This window comes from Streptomyces sp. NPDC058664, from assembly GCF_042716635.1.
GTDB lineage: Bacteria > Actinomycetota > Actinomycetes > Streptomycetales > Streptomycetaceae > Streptomyces.
Genome location: NZ_JBHXRW010000003.1, coordinates 43,968 through 60,747, shown reverse-complemented (window position 1 = coordinate 60,747; position 16,780 = coordinate 43,968). Strand labels below are relative to the sequence as shown.

At 69.4% G+C, this 16,780-nt stretch carries 17 protein-coding genes and 4 tRNA genes; 10 read left to right on the top strand and 11 right to left on the bottom strand.

Features of this window, described 5'->3' with window-relative positions:
* The first annotated feature begins 66 nt into the window (after positions 1–66).
* A complete protein-coding gene (locus ACFWUY_RS03405) occupies positions 67–975 on the top strand; it encodes a phosphoribosylaminoimidazolesuccinocarboxamide synthase (protein ID WP_384101495.1) in 909 nt (302 codons plus the stop codon).
* Between the two features lie 56 nt (positions 976–1,031).
* Here ACFWUY_RS03405 and ACFWUY_RS03400 read toward each other — a convergent pair.
* From ACFWUY_RS03400 to ACFWUY_RS03385, 4 genes are all read right to left on the bottom strand, one after another.
* Positions 1,032–1,107 (bottom strand) — tRNA-Gly (locus ACFWUY_RS03400).
* Positions 1,108–1,287: 180 nt separating this feature from the next.
* A tRNA-Gly gene (locus ACFWUY_RS03395) sits at positions 1,288–1,360 on the bottom strand.
* 80 nt (positions 1,361–1,440) lie between these two features.
* Positions 1,441–1,512: transfer RNA gene (locus tag ACFWUY_RS03390), tRNA-Gly, on the bottom strand.
* 155 nt (positions 1,513–1,667) lie between these two features.
* Positions 1,668–2,009 carry an Lsr2 family protein gene (locus tag ACFWUY_RS03385; protein ID WP_384101493.1) on the bottom strand — a complete coding sequence of 114 codons (342 nt, stop codon included), beginning with the start codon at positions 2,007–2,009 and terminating at the stop codon, positions 1,668–1,670.
* A gap of 364 nt (positions 2,010–2,373) precedes the next feature.
* Between ACFWUY_RS03385 and purS the strand changes: the two genes are divergently transcribed.
* From purS to purL, 3 genes are read left to right on the top strand one after another with little or no spacing between them, the layout of a single operon-like run.
* On the top strand, positions 2,374–2,619 hold the full coding sequence (purS, locus tag ACFWUY_RS03380; protein ID WP_015035032.1) for a phosphoribosylformylglycinamidine synthase subunit PurS: 246 nt from the start codon (positions 2,374–2,376) through the stop codon (positions 2,617–2,619).
* On the top strand, positions 2,616–3,296 hold the full coding sequence (gene purQ, locus ACFWUY_RS03375; protein ID WP_327163303.1) for a phosphoribosylformylglycinamidine synthase subunit PurQ: 681 nt from the start codon (positions 2,616–2,618) through the stop codon (positions 3,294–3,296). The genes purS and purQ overlap by 4 nt, the downstream gene beginning before the upstream one ends.
* A complete protein-coding gene (gene purL / locus ACFWUY_RS03370; RefSeq protein WP_384101490.1) occupies positions 3,296–5,545 on the top strand; it encodes a phosphoribosylformylglycinamidine synthase subunit PurL in 2,250 nt (749 codons plus the stop codon). Before purQ ends, purL begins: the two co-directional genes overlap by 1 nt.
* 69 nt (positions 5,546–5,614) lie before the next feature.
* Here purL and ACFWUY_RS03365 read toward each other — a convergent pair whose 3' ends face one another.
* Positions 5,615–6,025, bottom strand: coding sequence for a nuclear transport factor 2 family protein (locus ACFWUY_RS03365; protein WP_384101488.1), 411 nt, complete (start codon positions 6,023–6,025; stop codon positions 5,615–5,617).
* Positions 6,026–6,102: 77 nt separating this feature from the next.
* Between ACFWUY_RS03365 and ACFWUY_RS03360 the strand changes: the two genes are divergently transcribed.
* A complete protein-coding gene (locus tag ACFWUY_RS03360) occupies positions 6,103–6,891 on the top strand; it encodes a sterol carrier family protein (protein ID WP_384101486.1) in 789 nt (262 codons plus the stop codon).
* A gap of 66 nt (positions 6,892–6,957) precedes the next feature.
* A complete protein-coding gene (locus ACFWUY_RS03355; protein ID WP_384101484.1) occupies positions 6,958–7,764 on the top strand; it encodes an META domain-containing protein in 807 nt (268 codons plus the stop codon).
* 13 nt (positions 7,765–7,777) lie between these two features.
* Here the strand turns inward: ACFWUY_RS03355 and ACFWUY_RS03350 are convergent, their stop codons facing one another.
* Positions 7,778–9,172, bottom strand: a complete 1,395-nt coding sequence (locus tag ACFWUY_RS03350; RefSeq protein WP_384101482.1) for a sulfatase-like hydrolase/transferase — start codon at positions 9,170–9,172, stop codon at positions 7,778–7,780.
* A 176-nt stretch (positions 9,173–9,348) separates the two neighbouring features.
* A complete protein-coding gene (locus tag ACFWUY_RS03345) occupies positions 9,349–9,441 on the bottom strand; it encodes a putative leader peptide (RefSeq protein ID WP_384101480.1) in 93 nt (30 codons plus the stop codon).
* Positions 9,442–9,781: 340 nt separating this feature from the next.
* Between ACFWUY_RS03345 and purF the strand changes: the two genes are divergently transcribed.
* The gene (purF, locus tag ACFWUY_RS03340) at positions 9,782–11,308 is read left to right on the top strand and encodes an amidophosphoribosyltransferase (protein ID WP_384101478.1); all 1,527 of its coding nucleotides are present in this window, start codon (positions 9,782–9,784) and stop codon (positions 11,306–11,308) included.
* 42 nt (positions 11,309–11,350) lie between these two features.
* A complete protein-coding gene (gene purM / locus ACFWUY_RS03335) occupies positions 11,351–12,418 on the top strand; it encodes a phosphoribosylformylglycinamidine cyclo-ligase (RefSeq protein WP_384101476.1) in 1,068 nt (355 codons plus the stop codon).
* Positions 12,419–12,556: 138 nt separating this feature from the next.
* Here the strand turns inward: purM and ACFWUY_RS03330 are convergent, their stop codons facing one another.
* Both ACFWUY_RS03330 and ACFWUY_RS03325 read right to left on the bottom strand, forming a co-directional pair.
* Positions 12,557–12,811: a DUF3073 domain-containing protein gene (locus tag ACFWUY_RS03330; RefSeq protein ID WP_030221379.1), complete on the bottom strand. Its 255-nt coding sequence runs from the start codon at positions 12,809–12,811 to the stop codon at positions 12,557–12,559.
* A 300-nt stretch (positions 12,812–13,111) separates the two neighbouring features.
* On the bottom strand, positions 13,112–14,203 hold the full coding sequence (locus tag ACFWUY_RS03325; protein WP_384101474.1) for a Leu/Phe/Val dehydrogenase: 1,092 nt from the start codon (positions 14,201–14,203) through the stop codon (positions 13,112–13,114).
* Positions 14,204–14,358: 155 nt separating this feature from the next.
* Here ACFWUY_RS03325 and ACFWUY_RS03320 point away from each other — a divergent pair, with 155 nt between their 5' ends.
* Positions 14,359–15,213, top strand: a complete 855-nt coding sequence (locus tag ACFWUY_RS03320) for a hypothetical protein (RefSeq protein ID WP_384101472.1) — start codon at positions 14,359–14,361, stop codon at positions 15,211–15,213.
* A gap of 581 nt (positions 15,214–15,794) precedes the next feature.
* Entirely contained in the window at positions 15,795–16,001 is a 207-nt protein-coding gene (gene bldC / locus ACFWUY_RS03315) for a developmental transcriptional regulator BldC (protein WP_003949541.1), read from the top strand.
* A 332-nt stretch (positions 16,002–16,333) separates the two neighbouring features.
* On the opposite strand, the gene ACFWUY_RS03310 is transcribed toward bldC, so the two are convergent.
* Together ACFWUY_RS03310 and ACFWUY_RS03305 are read right to left on the bottom strand one after the other, a co-directional pair.
* On the bottom strand, positions 16,334–16,525 hold the full coding sequence (locus ACFWUY_RS03310) for a DUF6274 family protein (protein ID WP_384101470.1): 192 nt from the start codon (positions 16,523–16,525) through the stop codon (positions 16,334–16,336).
* Positions 16,526–16,651: 126 nt separating this feature from the next.
* Positions 16,652–16,725, bottom strand: a tRNA-Asp gene (locus ACFWUY_RS03305).
* Positions 16,726–16,780: the final 55 nt, after the last annotated feature.

Below are 16,780 nucleotides of genomic sequence, written 5' to 3'. Positions count from 1 at the left end.
CCGCCGTCGGCCGGTCCCGGTGCGAGAGAATCGAAGCGCTCCTGGATCAACCTACGCGGAGGAACCGTGTCCGGATTCGTAGAAAAGCCCGAGCCTGTCCAGGTCCCGGGCCTCACCCATCTCCACACGGGCAAGGTGCGCGACCTGTACCGGAACGAGGCCGGTGACCTCGTGATGGTGGCGAGCGACCGCATGTCCGCGTACGACTGGGTCCTGCCCACCGAGATTCCCGACAAGGGCCGGGTCCTCACCCAGCTCTCCCTGTGGTGGTTCGACCGGCTCTCCGACCTGGTCCCGCACCACGTGCTGTCGACCGAGCTGCCGGCCGGCGCCCCCGCCGACTGGGCGGGCCGCACCCTGGTCTGCAAGTCGCTGGCCATGGTCCCGGTCGAGTGCGTGGCCCGCGGCTACCTCACGGGCTCCGGTCTCGTCGAGTACGACGAGTCCCGTACGGTCTGCGGTCTCGCGCTGCCCGAGGGTCTGAGCGACGGCTCCGAACTGCCCGCCCCGATCTTCACCCCGGCCACCAAGGCCGCCGTCGGCGACCACGACGAGAACGTGTCGTACGAGGAGGTCGCCCGTCAGGTCGGCGCCGAGACGGCCGCGGTGCTGCGTCAGACGACCCTCGCCGTGTACGGCAGGGCCCGGGACATCGCCCGCGACCGGGGGATCATCCTCGCCGACACGAAGTTCGAGTTCGGCTTCGACGGGGAGACGCTGGTGCTCGCCGACGAGGTCCTCACCCCGGACTCCTCGCGCTTCTGGCCGGCCGACCAGTGGCAGCCGGGCCGAGCCCAGCCCTCGTACGACAAGCAGTTCGTCCGGAACTGGCTGACGTCTCCGGCCTCCGGCTGGGACCGCAGGAGCGAGCAGCCGCCGCCGCCGCTCCCGCAGGAGATCGTGGAGGCCACGCGCGCCAAGTACCTGGAGGCGTACGAGCTGCTGACCGGCAAGCCCTGGTCCGACAGCTTCTAGCCCGGCCCGCAGAGGCACGAGGAAGCCCCCGGTCGATTCGACCGGGGGCTTCTTCATGGAGCGGACGACGAGATTCGAACTCGCGACCCTCACCTTGGCAAGGTGATGCTCTACCAACTGAGCCACGTCCGCATGCGCCGTAGCGCGGAGCCAACTATACCCAACCTTTCGGGTGCGTGTGCACACGGCCGTGTGGGCCTCTTCACAGCCTCTCCGGAAACTTCCCCCGCGGCTTCCCTGGAAGCTCCCCGGCAGTCCTCCCGGGTACGACGAAGGCCCCGGTTCCTGAGAACCGGGGCCTTCGCATTCCTGAGCGGACGACGAGATTCGAACTCGCGACCCTCACCTTGGCAAGGTGATGCTCTACCAACTGAGCCACGTCCGCATTGCTGCCGCTCGGCTTTCACCGGGCGGTGCGAGCACTACTCTACCTGATCCACAACAGTGGTCGGTCGAGCGATGCAGAGCGGGTGACAGGAATTGCACACTGCGCCTTCCCCCTGGAAGGGGGCTGTTCTGCTACTGAACTACACCCGCACGCTGCGTGGGGTTCGGCTTTTCGGCCTTGCCCCTCGGCGTGATCCAGACTCTACCTGATCATCCGGGGTGTCATGCAAATCGGCTTCCACGGCCGTGCGCGGCCCCGGCCGGTCGCTCGTGCGCTCCGGCCGGTCGCGCCGCGCGGCCCCGGCTCAGCTCGCCTCGCGGAAGGCCTCGTAGACCCGCTTCGGGATCCGCCCCCGGGCGGGCACCTCCATCTTGTTGGACTGGGCCCAGGCCCGGACCGCCGCCGGATCGGGGGCGAGGGAGGTGTGGGTGTACGTCTCCGCCGGGGCGCTCCGGCCGGTCACGGCCTTGGCCGGCAGCTTGCGGCCGGCGGCGAGGTACGGAGCGAGAGCCTTGCGGAGTTTCTCTGCATTGGCAGCATTCAGGTCGATCTCGTACATCTTCCCGTCAAGACCGAACGCGACCGTTTCAGCCGCTTCTCCGCCGTCCATGTCGTCGGAGAGAGTGACCACCACACGCTGAGCCACGGATATCGGTCCTTTCCTGCGGCCGACGCTGCGGAGAGGGCGCTTGTGGCGCCTCTGACGTGCGGCGATGTCGGCCTTGCGGCTGTTCCGGGACATTGCTGCTTTCTTCTGGAATCATTTGTACAGCGGTAGGCATCGCATTGTGAAGCCCTGGCAATTGTTTCAGCGTGTCCCGCCGCAATGAGGTCCCGTATTTCGCTCGAATTTTTGCGTGCGTGGGCTCGCGCGGGGGCGGGGTGGTGTTCGTGGGCCGAGACCCGTCGTGGCCTGGCTTTTGTAGGATCCTTCAGATCTCTACCCGCGTAGAATTTGGAGGCAGGTACGCTGAGGGAACCGCCCACGCAACACACCACCGGGAGTGCCAGTGGCACGCGTCGTAGTCGACGTCATGCTCAAGCCGGAGATCCTCGACCCTCAGGGGCAGGCGGTGCAGCGTGCACTGCCCCGCCTGGGATTCGCCGGAATCGCCGACGTCCGCCAGGGGAAGCGCTTCGAGTTGGAGGTGGAGGGACCGGTCGACGACGCCGCCCTCGCCCGCATCCATGAGATGGCCGAAACCTTCCTTGCCAACACCGTGATCGAAGACTTCGTCGTGAAGGTGGAATCGTGACCGCACGCATCGGCGTCGTCACCTTCCCCGGAACGCTCGACGACCAGGACGCGCTGCGTGCCGCCCGCCTCGCGGGCGCCGAGCCCGTCTCGCTGTGGCACCGCGACAAGGACCTCAAGCAGGTCGACGCCGTGGTCCTGGCCGGCGGCTTCTCCTACGGCGACTACCTGCGGGCCGGAGCCATCTCCCGCTTCTCGCCGGTGATGGAGACGATCATCGAGCAGGCGAAGGCGGGCATGCCCGTCCTCGGTATCTGCAACGGCTTCCAGATCCTCACCGAGGCCCATCTGCTGCCGGGAGCGATGCTGCGCAACAACCACCTGCACTTCATCTGCCGCGACCAGAAGCTGCGGGTGGAGAACGCGGGAACCGCCTGGACCTCGGACTACACCGAGGGCCAGGAGATCGAGGTCCCGCTCAAGAACATGGACGGCCGGTACGTCGCCGACGAGCGTGTGCTCGACGAGCTGGAGGCCGAGGGGCGGGTCGCCTTCCGCTACCTGGACGTGAACCCCAACGGCTCGCTGCGCGACATCGCGGGCATCACCAACGCCGCCGGCAACGTGGTCGGCCTCATGCCGCACCCCGAGCACGCCGTCGAGCCGCTGGTCGGCACCGGCAAGACGGACGGCCTCGGTTTCTTCACCTCGATCCTCAAGAAGCTGGTCAACGCCTGATGAGCCTCGACACCGTCAAGCACGCGAGCGAGACGCCGGACAGCGAGCAGCCCTGGAAGGAGCTCGGCCTCAAGGAGGACGAGTACGCGCGCATCCGCGAGATCCTCGGCCGCCGTCCCACCGGCGCCGAGCTCGCCATGTACTCCGTCATGTGGTCCGAGCACTGCTCCTACAAGAGCAGCAAGGTCCACCTGAAGCAGTTCGGCGAGAAGGTCCCGGAGAACGACGCCATGCTCGTCGGCATCGGCGAGAACGCCGGCGTCGTCGACGTGGGCCAGGGGTACGCGGTCACCTTCAAGGTCGAGTCGCACAACCACCCCTCGTACATCGAGCCCTACCAGGGCGCGGCCACCGGCGTCGGCGGCATCGTCCGCGACATCCTCGCCATGGGCGCCCGTCCGGTCGCGGTCGTCGACCCGCTGCGTTTCGGCGCGGCAGACCACCCCGACACCAAGCGCGTGCTGCCCGGTGTCGTCGCCGGCATCGGCGGCTACGGCAACTGCCTGGGCCTGCCGAACATCGGCGGCGAGGTCGTCTTCGACTCCTGCTACCAGGGCAACCCGCTGGTCAACGCCGGCTGCATCGGCGTGATGAAGCACGAGGACATCCACCTCGCCAAGGCCTCCGGCCCCGGCAACAAGGTCATCCTGTACGGCGCCCGCACGGGTGGCGACGGCATCGGCGGCGTCTCGGTCCTCGCCTCCGAGACCTTCGACGACACGAAGCCCACCAAGCGCCCCGCCGTCCAGGTCGGCGACCCCTTCCAGGAGAAGCTCCTCATCGAGTGCACCCTGGAGATCTTCAAGGAGAAGCTGGTCGCGGGCATCCAGGACCTGGGTGGCGCCGGACTCTCCTGCGCGACGAGTGAACTCGCGAGCGCCGGTTCCGGCGGCATGCGGGTCGACCTCGACCGGGTGCACCTGCGCGACGCGACCCTCTCGCCCGAGGAGATCCTCATGAGCGAGTCGCAGGAGCGCATGTGCGCGATCGTCGAGCCCGTGCACGTCGAGCGGTTCCTGGAGATCTGCGAGAAGTGGGACGTCATCGCCACCGTCATCGGTGAGGTGACCGAGGGCGAGCGCCTGGAGATCTTCTGGCACGGCGAGCAGATCGTCGACGTGCCGCCGCGCTCCGTCGCCCATGAGGGCCCGACCTACCACCGGCCGTTCGCGCGCCCGGACTGGCAGGACGCCCTCCAGGCCGACGACGCCGGCAAGCTGCCCCGGCCGCAGAACGGCGCCGAGCTGAAGGACCAGGTCCTCAAGCTGGTCTCCTCCCCGAACCAGGCCTCGAAGTCCTGGATCACGGACCAGTACGACCGGTTCGTGCAGGGCAACACGGTCCTGGCGCAGCCCGAGGACGCGGGCATGGTCCGCATCGACGAGGAGACCAACCTCGGCGTGGCCATGGCGACCGACGGCAACGGCCGGTACGCGAAGCTCGACCCGTACACGGGTGCGCAGCTCGCCCTGGCGGAGGCGTACCGCAACGTCGCCGCCTCGGGTGCCAAGCCGCTCGCCATCTCGGACTGCCTGAACTTCGGTTCGCCCGAGGACCCGGCCGTGATGTGGCAGTTCGCCGAGGCCACCCGTGGTCTCGCGGACGGCTGCCTCCAGCTGGGCACGCCGGTGACCGGCGGCAACGTGTCGCTGTACAACCAGACCGGTGAGGTCGCGATCCACCCGACGCCGGTCGTGGCCGTGCTCGGTGTGATCGACGACGTGAACCGCCGTACGCCGATCGCCTTCGCGGAAGAGGGCCAGCTCCTCTACCTGCTCGGCGACACGCGTGAGGAGTTCGGCGGCTCGGCCTGGTCCGAGGTGATCCACCAGCACCTCGGCGGCATGCCGCCGGCCGTGGACCTCGATCGGGAGAAGCTGCTCGGCGACATCCTGATCTCGGCCTCCCGTGACGGCATGATCGACGCGGCGCACGACCTGTCCGACGGCGGTCTCGTCCAGGCGGTCGTCGAGTCCTGCCTGCGCGGCGGGAACGGCGCGCGCCTGGTCGTCCCCGAGGGCCTGGACGCGTTCACGTTCCTCTTCAGCGAGTCGGCCGGCCGTGCGGTCGTCGCCGTCCCGCGCAGCGAGGAGCTCCGCTTCACCGACATGTGCGGTGCGCGCGGTCTGCCCGCGGCCCGTATCGGTGTCGTCGACGGTGACGCCGTCGACGTCCAGGGCGAGTTCGCGCTCTCCCTGACGGAGCTGCGCGAGGCGCACGAGGCGACGATCCCGGGCCTGCTGGCCTGACGTTCTGACGTTTCACGTGAAACGGCCCCCGGTCCTGGCAATGGGACCGGGGGCCGTCCCGCATCCGTGTCACGTTCGGTCGGCCGGTCCCCAGAAGGCGTCGGATTCCTCGATGTCCGCCACGCACTCGTCCACGTCGGTCATCTTGCCGCCGACGATGGTGAAGAAGAGCCCGCCTTCCATCTCGATGCCGCGGTCGCCGCGGTCGCCGTGCCACTTGTGCACTGCCATGACATGGCCCCGGCCGTCCGGGTAGACACCCTTCAGCTCGACCTTGAACGTGCCGTCGGTGAGCTCCATGAGCTGCCCGAAGTGGGCGAGGACGTTGTCCGCGCCCTTGAAGTGGCCGGACATCCGGCTGCTGCCCGGTGAGTGGTGGGTGCAGTCCGAGGTCATCAGCGACCGCACGGTCTCCATGTCGCCCGCGGAGAACGCTTCGTAGCCGCGGCGGACCAAAGCGGCGTCAGGGTGTTCAGCCATCGCCGATCGACCCCTCTCCTACGCGTAGGTGTGTGCGGGAAGACCTCCCTCTTCAGTCTCCGACTACCCTCGCCCCCATGCCACCGGCCAAGAAGCGCACCCGCAGTTATGACTCCGCCAAGATCCGGTCCGCCGTGCGCGCCCAGTTCGGGCACGTACGGGAGGCGGTCGAGGCGTTCACGCCCGATCAGCTCGACGGGCCGACCAGGCTGGGGGAGTGGACGGTACGGGACCTGGCGGCGCACCTCGCGTGGATGGTCGACTCCGTGCCGCAGCTCCTGGCCGTGCCGGAGCACGGGAAGGACCGGCTGGCGCTGCTCGACTGGCCGTTCGTCACGGCCGACGCGGCCGAGCGGATCGACACGCACACCCGGGGCATCGACGCCTCGGACCTGCCGGGTCTGTACGCGCGCGTGGCGGACGATTACGAGCGGGCGCTGGCGGACGTCGCCGACGAGCGGCTCCTGCCGGTGAGCTTCGGCGCGATGACGCTCGCCGACTTCCTCGTCACCCGGACCGTCGAACTCGTCGTCCACACCGACGACCTGAACGCGGCGACCGGGGTCGGCATCCCGTACGACCGGCAGGCCCTCGCGGCCTGCACGCGGCTGCTCACCGACGCGCTCGCCTCGAAGGTCCCGGGTGGCGCGGTCGAGGTCCGCGTCCCGCCGTACGCCGTGGTGCAGTGCGTGGAGGGTCCCCGGCACACCCGGGGCACCCCGCCGAACGTGGTCGAGACGGACCCCCTGACGTGGATCAGGCTGGCGACCGGGCGGGCGGAGTGGGCCACGGAGCTGGACGGTGCCAGGGTCAGCGCGAGCGGCGAACGCGCGGACCTGGCGGAGTTCCTGCCCCTCATGGGCTGACCTCGACGGGCCGCCGACTCCGACGGGGCGAGGGAACCGACCCGCACGCGCGTCCGTCCCATCGGCATGAAGACGCCGCGCACCCCCCTCGCAGCCGCCGCCCTCGTCCTCCTCCTGACCGCCTGCGGTTCGGAAGGAGGCACCGTTTCCGGGGCGGACACCGTCTCCCCCGACCTGCCCGTCGCCGGTACCCACTGGACTATCGGCGCCGTGACGCTGGACGGGCGCAGGTCCACGGCCCCGGACGGCGCGCGTGTCGACTTCGCGGAGAACGGCCGCGCCCGGGGGAACAGCGGATGCAACTCCTTCGATGCCGCCGTCGCCGTGAACGGGGACACCCTCACGGTCTCCGGGCAGGGGATCACCGAGATCGGCTGTCCCGGCGACCGACAGCGCTTCGAGTCGGACCTGCTCAAGGCCTTCTCCGGCCCGCTGAAGGGAAGGCTGAAGGGCGAGTCCCTCACCCTGACCTCCCCGGACGGCCGGAACGGTCTGGAACTGACCGCCGAGCCGGCCGCCCTGCTGCGCGGCACCACGTGGAAGATCGACGGGCTCGTCTCCGGGGACACCGTGGCCTCCCCGCCCGCCGGCAGCGAGGGCAAGGCGCGGATCGTCGTCGGCAAGGACGGACGGGTCACCGGCAACCTCGGCTGCAACAACTTCTCCGCGACCGCCGCGGTGACGGAGAAGACGCTCACCGTCGAGGGACCGGCGGCCACCACCCGCATGATGTGCGCGAGTCCGCAGATGACGCTGGAGACGAAGCTGTACGAGCTCCTCGACGGCCCCCTCTCGTACCGGCTCGACCACCGGACCCTGACCCTCACCGACGCCTCGGGCGAGGGCTTCACCGCGGTCGCCGCCGACAAGTGACGATCGGCGGGGCTCAGTAGCGCAGGAGCCCCGCGTCGATCCGCTCCCAGGCCGTCCGCAGCGAGGCGGTGAGACCGGGCTCGACGGCCGCCAGGTCCGCTTGCTCGCGGGCGTCCCGGCCGAGGTGGAAGAGCTGGTCGCGGCCGGTCTTCCCGCGGTAGTACTTCCAGTCGCCCCGGCGCAGGGCCCGTTCGCCGCGCACCCGCCAGAACAGGTCCCGCTCGGGGACCTCGTCGCCGCGCAGGAGGTGCCGGGCGAGGCTCGTGCCGTCGAGCGGGTGGGCCGGGTCGGGCCGGGCGCCGGCCAGTTCGAGGAGGGTGGCGGTCCAGTCGGGGGTGAAGACGGGGAGCCGGCTGACCTGGCCGCCGTCGATCCGGGCCGGCCAGCGCAGGATCGACGGGACGCGGATGCCGCCCTCCTGGAGGGAGCCCTTGTTGCCGGCGAGCGGCCAGTTGTAGGAGAAGCGTTCGCCGCCGTTGTCGCTGGCGAAGAAGACGAGGGTGTCGCGCTCCTGGCCGGAGCGGCGCAGTGCGTCCAGGACCTTGCCGATCGACCGGTCGAGGTCCTCGACCATCTGTCCGTACTTCTCGATCGAACCACCGTCCTGGTGCCACAGGGCGCGGCCGTCGCCGGCCTTGATGCGGCGGGTGATCTCGTCGCTCGTCTCCGTGTCGCCGTCGGCGACCCACGGCCAGTGCGGGGTGGTGAAGTTCAGGTTGAGGAGCCAGGGCCGGTCGTGGTCGCGGCCGACGTACTCGCTCGCCCGCTCGGTGAGGATGCGGGTGTAGTAGCGCAGGTCCTTGTACTGGGCGTCGCCCTCGTAGAGGTCGTACTCGCCGCCGAGGCCGAGCTTGGAGTAGTACTCCAGGGCGCCGCCGAAGTTGCCGAAGAACTCGTCCCAGCCGGACCGGGTGGGGGAGTAGTCGGGGAGATAGCCGCAGTGCCACTTGCCGATGAGGGCGGTCGCGTACCCGGAGTCGCGGAGCAGGGAGGCGAGAGTGGGGTGGGTGGGCTCGAGGCCGACGGAGCGGTCGGCGATGGGCTCGGCGAGCCCGCCCTCGGTACGGCCCGGGTAGCGGCCGGTGTAGAGGCTGAAGCGGGTCGGGGAGCAGGTCGCGGAGCCGGAGTAGGCGTCGGTGAAGCGGACGCCCTGGCGGGCGAGCCGGTCGAGGTTCGGGGTGCGGATGTGCGGGGAGCCGTACGAGGAGAGGTCCGCCCAGCCGAGGTCGTCGCCGAGGATGAAGAGGATGTTGGGCCGCGGGGAGTGGCGGCGGGGGTTCGCGGCGCGGAAGTCGCGCTCCTCGGGCGCGGTGGCCAGGGCCGGGGCGGCGGTGGTGCCGATGGCGGCGGCGGCCGCGGCTCCGGCGGCGGCACCGCCGAAGGCACGGCGGGACAGGGGCGTGGACATACGGGATCTCCAGACGGGCGTACGGGTACGTCTCCGGGCCCGGCGGCACCGGGCGGGCGGAGGAAAAGGCCAGAGCGAAAGCCAGAGCGAAGGCCTGAGCGAAGGCAGAGGAAAGGCAGAGAAAAGGCAGAGAAAAGGCAGAGGGGAGGGGGAAGAGAGGAGGACCGGGAAGCCGGTCAGGCGCGGCGACAGCCGGCGCTCGTGACACGGACGAGGTCCACGTGTCGGCGCTGGACGAGGGTGACCGACCGGTCACGCAGGGGCTCCATGGGGTTGGAGCTTCGTCCAGCGTCCGCGTACCTGTCAACGGCCGTCTCGTACCCCGGGACCGGGTGTGGCGGCGGTGTTGCGGCGGTGTTTCGGAGCCCCGGAACGCCCCCGGAACGCCCTTGGAATGCTCCGGGATTGCGAACTCCGTCACATCGCGGGGGTCTTCGCGGGCTGGTACGAGCGTCCGCTCGCCGGAGCCCCGGGACCGGGATCCCTTACCCCGCCTGGCTCGTAGGCCCCTCCAAGCCGGAGATGATCAATTCATGCGATCACACGAGTGGCGAGCCGCCGGATTTCGCCAATTCGGACCAGTGGTCGAGCCCGTCTACACTCGGAAACGTGCCACGTGGTGACGGTCGACTCAATCACGACCTGCTTCCCGGCGAGAAGGGCCCCCAGGACGCTTGTGGCGTCTTCGGTGTCTGGGCTCCGGGTGAAGAGGTCGCAAAGCTCACGTACTTCGGGCTCTACGCCCTCCAGCATCGGGGCCAGGAATCCGCGGGTATCGCGGTCAGCAACGGCTCCCAGATCCTCGTCTTCAAGGACATGGGCCTCGTGTCCCAAGTCTTCGACGAGACCTCTCTCGGTTCCCTCCAAGGTCATATCGCGGTCGGTCACGCCCGCTACTCGACCACCGGGGCGTCCGTGTGGGAGAACGCGCAGCCGACGTTCCGGGCAACCGCCCACGGCTCGATCGCGCTCGGCCACAACGGCAACCTGGTGAACACGGCGCAGCTCGCCGAGATGGTCGCCGACCTGCCCAAGAAGGAAGGCCGCTCGACCAGGGTGGCCGCCACCAACGACACCGACCTGCTCACCGCGCTTCTCGCGGCCCAGGTCGACGAGGACGGCAAGCCGCTCACCATCGAGCAGGCCGCCGCGAAGGTCCTCCCCGACGTCCGGGGCGCCTTCTCCCTCGTCTTCATGGACGAGCACACGCTCTACGCGGCCCGTGACCCGCAGGGCATCCGCCCGCTGGTCCTCGGTCGTCTGGAGCGCGGCTGGGTGGTGGCGTCGGAGTCCGCCGCTCTCGACATCTGTGGTGCCAGCTACGTCCGCGAGGTCGAGCCCGGCGAGATGATCGCGATCGACGAGAACGGCATCCGTACCTCGCGATTCGCGGAAGCGAAGCCCAAGGGCTGTGTCTTCGAGTACGTGTACCTGGCTCGCCCCGACACCGACATCGCCGGCCGGAACGTGTACCTCTCCCGCGTGGAGATGGGCCGCCGCCTCGCGAAGGAGGCGCCGGTCGAGGCCGACCTGGTGATAGCGACGCCGGAGTCCGGTACCCCGGCCGCGATCGGCTACGCCGAGGCCTCGGGCATCCCCTTCGGCGCGGGCCTGGTGAAGAACGCCTACGTCGGGCGCACCTTCATCCAGCCCTCCCAGACCATCCGCCAGCTCGGCATCCGGCTGAAGCTGAACCCCCTCAAGGACGTCATCAAGGGCAAGCGCCTGGTGGTCGTCGACGACTCGATCGTCCGCGGCAACACCCAGCGCGCCCTGGTCAAGATGCTCCGTGAGGCGGGCGCGGCCGAGATCCACATCCGGATCTCCTCCCCGCCGGTGAAATGGCCCTGCTTCTTCGGCATCGACTTCGCCACCCGCGCGGAGCTGATCGCCAACGGCATGTCGATCGAGGAGATCGGCAAGTCGCTGGGCGCGGACTCGCTCTCGTACATCTCCATCGACGGGATGATCGAGGCGACGACGATCCAGAAGCCGAACCTCTGCCGTGCCTGCTTCGACGGCGAGTACCCGATGGAGCTGCCGGACCCCGAGCTGCTCGGCAAGCAGCTCCTGGAGACCGAGCTGGCCGCAGGCCCGGCCGCCACCGCGGCTTCCGACGCGCTCCGTCGTCCGTGAGAACCCGCTGCGCCCCGCAGTACGACACGAAAGTTCCCAGCCATGCCTGAGACCACTGGTGCCAGCTACGCGTCCGCGGGCGTCGACATCGAAGCGGGTGACCGCGCCGTCGAGCTCATGAAGGAGTGGGTGAGGAAGACGCGGCGCCCCGAGGTCCTCGGTGGCCTCGGGGGCTTCGCCGGCCTCTTCGACGCCTCCGCCCTCAAGCGCTACGAGCGTCCGCTGCTCGCCTCCGCCACCGACGGCGTCGGTACGAAGGTCGACATCGCCCGCCAGATGGGCGTGTACGACACGATCGGCCACGACCTGGTCGCGATGGTCATGGACGACATCGTGGTCTGCGGCGCCGAGCCGCTCTTCATGACCGACTACATCTGTGTCGGCAAGGTCCACCCGGAGCGGGTCGCCGCCATCGTCAAGGGCATCGCCGAGGGCTGTGTCCTCGCCGGCTGCGCCCTGGTCGGCGGCGAGACGGCGGAGCACCCGGGCCTCCTCGGCCCGGACGACTTCGACGTCGCCGGTGCCGGCACGGGTGTCGTGGAGCACGACCGGCTGCTCGGCGCCGATCGCATCCGTACGGGGGACGCGGTCATCGCCATGGCTTCCTCGGGTCTTCACTCCAACGGGTACTCGCTCGTCCGGCACGTGGTCTTCGACCGCGCCGGCATGACCCTCGACCAGCGGGTCGAGGAGCTCGGCCGGACCCTGGGCGAGGAGCTCCTGGAGCCCACGAAGATCTACTCGCTGGACTGCCTGGCCCTGACCAGGACCACGGACGTCCACGCGTTCAGCCACATCACGGGCGGCGGCCTCGCGGCCAACCTGGCCCGGGTGATCCCGGACGGCCTGCACGCCACGGTCGACCGGTCGACCTGGGCGCCGGGCGCGATCTTCGACCTGGTCGGCAAGGCCGGCCAGGTGGAGCGCCTGGAGCTGGAGAAGACCCTGAACATGGGTGTCGGCATGATGGCCGTCGTGCCGGGCGAGTCCGTGGACGCGGCCCTGACGACCCTGGCGGACCGGGGCGTCGAGGCCTGGGTCGCGGGCGAGATCACCGAGCGCGGGGCGCACACCACCGGCGCGGAGCTGGTCGGCGACTACGCGAACTAGTACGAGGCGGTACCGCGGGGCGCTCCTGAGGGGCGCCCCGTCCGCGTGTCCCCGTCCGTCCGCGCGTGCCTGCCCGCGGACAGCACAGAAACCCGGCCAGGTGCTCCCGGCCGGGTTTCCGTCATGCGATTAAGAAGGTCAAGCGCGACGCGGGGACGACGCGGGACCGGATTCGTCGTCCTCGTCCTCGTCGTCCGTGTTGTAGAGATCCGCGTACTGGGCGTACGGGTCGTCTTCCTCGTCGTCGTCCTCGAACGGCTCGCCATTCGGCGGCTGACTCGAAGTCGAAGCGCCCAGCTCATTGGCCAGACGCGTCAGGTCCGTCCCGCCGCTGCTGTACTTCAGCTGGCGGGCGACCTTGGTCTGCTTGGCCTTTGCCCGGCCGCGCCCCATGGCTCGACCCCCTCGGTGACGGGGCTCGATGGCCCCAGAGTCTTGACACGCGTTCATGAGTCGGAACGGACTCTCGAAAGAGAGACCGGTCCGTAGAGCTTCAACGGTACCTGTTTCCGCGGGTCTACGGTACGCCGCACGCATCACATACCCCGGTACAGAACCTTCGAGGAGCTCTTTCCTCGCTGGTCAATCGCGATTTTAACCTCTTCTGGAGGGCCGACCCGCCGACGGGCGTGAGCGAAGTCTCTCCGCGTGCCCGTGACGGGCTCCCGGCGCCGGGCCGGCCCTCCGTGCGGCTCAGCCGCGCCGCGCGTCCGCCATCCGCTGCTCGGCGATCCGGTCGGCCGCCGAGGCCGGCGGAATCCCGTCGGCCTTCGCACGTGCGAAGATCTCGAGAGTGGTGTCGAAGATCTTCGTCGCCTTCGCCTTGCAGCGGTCGAAGTCGAAGCCGTGCAGCTCGTCGGCGACCTGGATCACGCCGCCGGCGTTGACCACGTAGTCGGGCGCGTAGAGGATCCCGCGCGCCGCGAGGTCCTTCTCGATGCCCGGGTGGGCGAGCTGGTTGTTGGCCGCGCCGCAGACGATGCTCGCGGTGAGGAACGGCACCGTCTCCTCGTTCAGGGCACCGCCCAGCGCGCAGGGCGCGTAGATGTCGAGACCCTCGACGCGGATCAGCGCCTCGGTGTCGGCGACCACGGTGACCTGCGGGTGCTTGTCGGTGATCCGGCGCACCGACTCCTCGCGCACATCGGTGATCACGACCTCGGCACCGTCCTGGAGGAGGTGCTCGACGAGGTAGTGGCCGACCTTGCCGACGCCCGCGACGCCGACCTTGCGGCCGCGCAGGGTCGGGTCGCCCCAGAGGGTCTGCGCGGAGGCGCGCATGCCCTGGAAGACGCCGAAGGCGGTGAGGACGGAGGAGTCGCCGGCGCCGCCGTTCTCGGGGGAGCGGCCGGTGGTCCACCGGTTCTCGCGGGCGACGACGTCCATGTCGGCGACGTAGGTGCCGACGTCGCAGGCCGTGACGTACCGGCCGCCGAGGGAGGCGACGAAGCGCCCGTAGGCGAGGAGGAGCTCCTCCGTCTTGATCTGCTCCGGGTCGCCGATGATGACGGCCTTGCCGCCGCCGTGGTCGAGACCGGCCATGGCGTTCTTGTACGACATGCCGCGGGCCAGGTTGAGCGCGTCGGCGATCGCCTCGGCCTCGGTGGCGTACGGGTAGAAACGGGTGCCGCCGAGGGCGGGGCCGAGGGCGGTGGAGTGGAGGGCGATGACGGCCTTGAGGCCGGTGGCGCGGTCCTGGCAGAGCACGACTTGCTCGTGGCCACCCTGCTCCGAGTGGAACAGGGTGCGCAGTACGTCAGCAGGAACGCCGGTCACATCGGTCACGGTGGTGACTCCCAAGTACGAAGCGGCGGTTTCGGCCCTCCCTGCGGGTGGGGGAGGACCAGTTCGGCAAGAGAGTAAGTCCTACCTGGGCGTAGATCGGCCTCAGTGCTCAGGATCACCCCCTCCCGGAGTACCTCCGTGGAAGGATTCGCGACATGTCGGTCGCCTCCTCGGTCCTCATCCCCTACGCGTCCTATCTGCGGGTGTACGAGCCGCTGGCCGCGTTCCCCGAGCCGGAACGGACCCACTGGGCCAGGTACGCGCGCAGGCCGCGCACTCCGGGGGCGCAGGAGGAGCTGCGGCGTTCGCTGGCGGACCTGCTGCCGACCCCGCCGGTCCCGGTGCCGGTCCACGAGAGCGGGGAGGCCTTCGTCGCCCATCTGGACGGGGTGGTGGTGATCTGCCCTTGGCGGACCCGGCTGCGGGGGTGGCTGGCGCTCCAGGAGCTCGACGGCCAGTTCCCCGGGCCGGTGCTCGACGCGATGCTGCCGCCGGTGGTGCGGACCCAGGTGGCGGGCGACTACGAGCGGTGGCTGAGCAGGAACCCGGACGCGCGGCCGTGGATCCGTACGGCGGTCTGGCAGGTGCCGCTGCGCTGGTTCGCGCTCTTCGGGGACGAGGACCGGCAGTACGAGCCGGGGAGGCCCGGGGGCGCGGCGGGCCGGGCGCCGGTGCTGCGCTACCGGACGACGATGGCGCAGGCGCGCCGGCGGCTCGCGCGGGCGCTCAGGGCGCTGCGGGAGTCGATCGACGACGGTCCCATGACGGAAGGGCTGGTCGAGGTGGGGCGCTGGCTGGAGGAGTTCCATCCGCGGGCCCTGGTGGAGCTGGACTTCGGCGGTCTGGTGCACGCGGTCGGCGAGGAGTGGCTGGCGGAGGACCGGTCGGCGGCGCAGATGGCGGAGGGGATCGAGGCGCTGCGGGCCGGCGACGGCGAGGGGGCGAGCGAGGCGTACGGGCGGCTCGCGGAGCGCTGGCGGACGGTCAGGGAGCTGCGCTTCGCGAATTGACATCAGTCGGGCATCTTCGTCAGGTCGGTATCGACAAGACATGTCCGGCCGGTGTAAATGATCTTCGGGGTTGTCCGAATCCCGCCCGCCCGGATCTCGGCACTCGGGTGCGCGGGTCCTTCGGCACCCGCCGGGCGGGGACGTTGGTCCCGATCCGGGCCTTTGGCTCAAGCGTGACGGACGGCACTTACCGCACCCTTGCGTCCATCGCCCACCCTCGTGCCAAAATAGGACAAGGAGTCCGGGGAGGGTTCCTTCCGTCCATCTATGGGCGGAACGCTCAGCATTGCACTCTATGGGGGGTCTGAGGACTCCTGATCGCTCTGTGACTGATCGTCACAGTCGCGTGACTGTCCGTTATGGCATGGTCCATCGACTTCCGCCGCTGATGAACACCTGCGAGGGCAATTCCATCGGTTTGGCCGACGTGGCTGGACGGATGGTGTAGTTGTAGTGCCGAGGACAAGCCGTTCGTCCTATAACCGACTCGGCCCGCTTCTGCCATTTCGGGCAACGCGGGTCAAGGTGCAGAATTTAGAGGAAAGAACCGAGATGGTTCGGTTCTCCCGAGGAGGCCGCTCATGACCGCTCGCACCCCTGATGCCGAGCCGCTGCTGACCCCTGCCGAGGTTGCCACGATGTTCCGTGTGGACCCGAAGACGGTGACCCGTTGGGCGAAGGCCGGGAAGCTCACGTCCATCCGAACCCTGGGTGGGCACCGCCGCTACCGCGAGGCTGAGGTTCGCGCGTTGCTGGCGGGCATTCCGCAGCAGCGCAGCGAGGCCTGAGGTCGCGCAAACACCCCGCTTCACCCCGTAACACCGGGCCCGTCCGGATCCCCCAATCCGGTCGCCCACCCCTAGCTCTGCCGACGGATTCCTGCCCCAACAGGCCTTCGTCAACGATCGCGCTGGACTCCGCCGGGTCCAGCGCGATCTTTTTTGTGCCCGGCGTCACTCCATGGGGAGGGTAGTGCAATTGCACATATTAAATCGAACCGGTGTAGGAAGGGTGTAAGTGAAGTGGTTTCTGAAACTGCCTCAGTGACTCCCGTCACACTGGCGAAGTCTTGCCAAAGAACAGCCTCCCACTTCCCGGAGCGCTCCCAACCCGCCGTTGGTCATGGGTCGGTGGGACTTTCGTCCTCGTCCGCCGGCGCCGGTTCCTCGGGCTCCGGGAACTCCATGGCGAGCCGCAGGAGACGGTGGCAGACCACGCAGTGGCGGGTGAGGTGCCCGTAGCGGGACGCGGCCGCCAGATGGGCGCGCAGCAGCGCGCGCGTGTCGTGCCGTGCTGCGGACGCCGCGGCCATGCGCGACCACCTCCGGTGTGGGCCCCGATCCCCTGATGTCCGGGGTACCGGCGCGCACGTGGCCCCGTCAAGACACGGGAACACAACGAAAGGCCCGCATCGCGTGATGCGGGCCTTTCGTGAAAGCGATCCTGACGGGACTTGAACCCGCGACCTCCACCTTGACAGGGTGGCGAGCTAACCAACTGCTCCACAGGACCTTGTTCGCAACCGCTTGTAAGTGGCTGCGAGGAAGACTGTACAGCAGGTCAGCGG

Excerpts from the sequence above, each read along its gene's own strand:
- purL (WP_384101490.1), top strand. The coding sequence starts at position 3,296 with ATGAGCCTCGACACCGTCAAGCACGCGAGCGAGACGCCGGACAGCGAG.
- ACFWUY_RS03365 (WP_384101488.1), bottom strand. The coding sequence starts at position 6,025 with ATGGCTGAACACCCTGACGCCGCTTTGGTCCGCCGCGGCTACGAAGCG.
- ACFWUY_RS03360 (WP_384101486.1), top strand. The coding sequence starts at position 6,103 with ATGCCACCGGCCAAGAAGCGCACCCGCAGTTATGACTCCGCCAAGATC.
- ACFWUY_RS03355 (WP_384101484.1), top strand. The coding sequence starts at position 6,958 with ATGAAGACGCCGCGCACCCCCCTCGCAGCCGCCGCCCTCGTCCTCCTC.
- ACFWUY_RS03350 (WP_384101482.1), bottom strand. The coding sequence starts at position 9,172 with ATGTCCACGCCCCTGTCCCGCCGTGCCTTCGGCGGTGCCGCCGCCGGA.
- ACFWUY_RS03345 (WP_384101480.1), bottom strand. The coding sequence starts at position 9,441 with ATGGAGCCCCTGCGTGACCGGTCGGTCACCCTCGTCCAGCGCCGACAC.
- purM (WP_384101476.1), top strand. The coding sequence starts at position 11,351 with ATGCCTGAGACCACTGGTGCCAGCTACGCGTCCGCGGGCGTCGACATC.
- ACFWUY_RS03330 (WP_030221379.1), bottom strand. The coding sequence starts at position 12,811 with ATGGGGCGCGGCCGGGCAAAGGCCAAGCAGACCAAGGTCGCCCGCCAG.
- ACFWUY_RS03320 (WP_384101472.1), top strand. The coding sequence starts at position 14,359 with ATGTCGGTCGCCTCCTCGGTCCTCATCCCCTACGCGTCCTATCTGCGG.
- bldC (WP_003949541.1), top strand. The coding sequence starts at position 15,795 with ATGACCGCTCGCACCCCTGATGCCGAGCCGCTGCTGACCCCTGCCGAG.
- ACFWUY_RS03310 (WP_384101470.1), bottom strand. The coding sequence starts at position 16,525 with ATGGCCGCGGCGTCCGCAGCACGGCACGACACGCGCGCGCTGCTGCGC.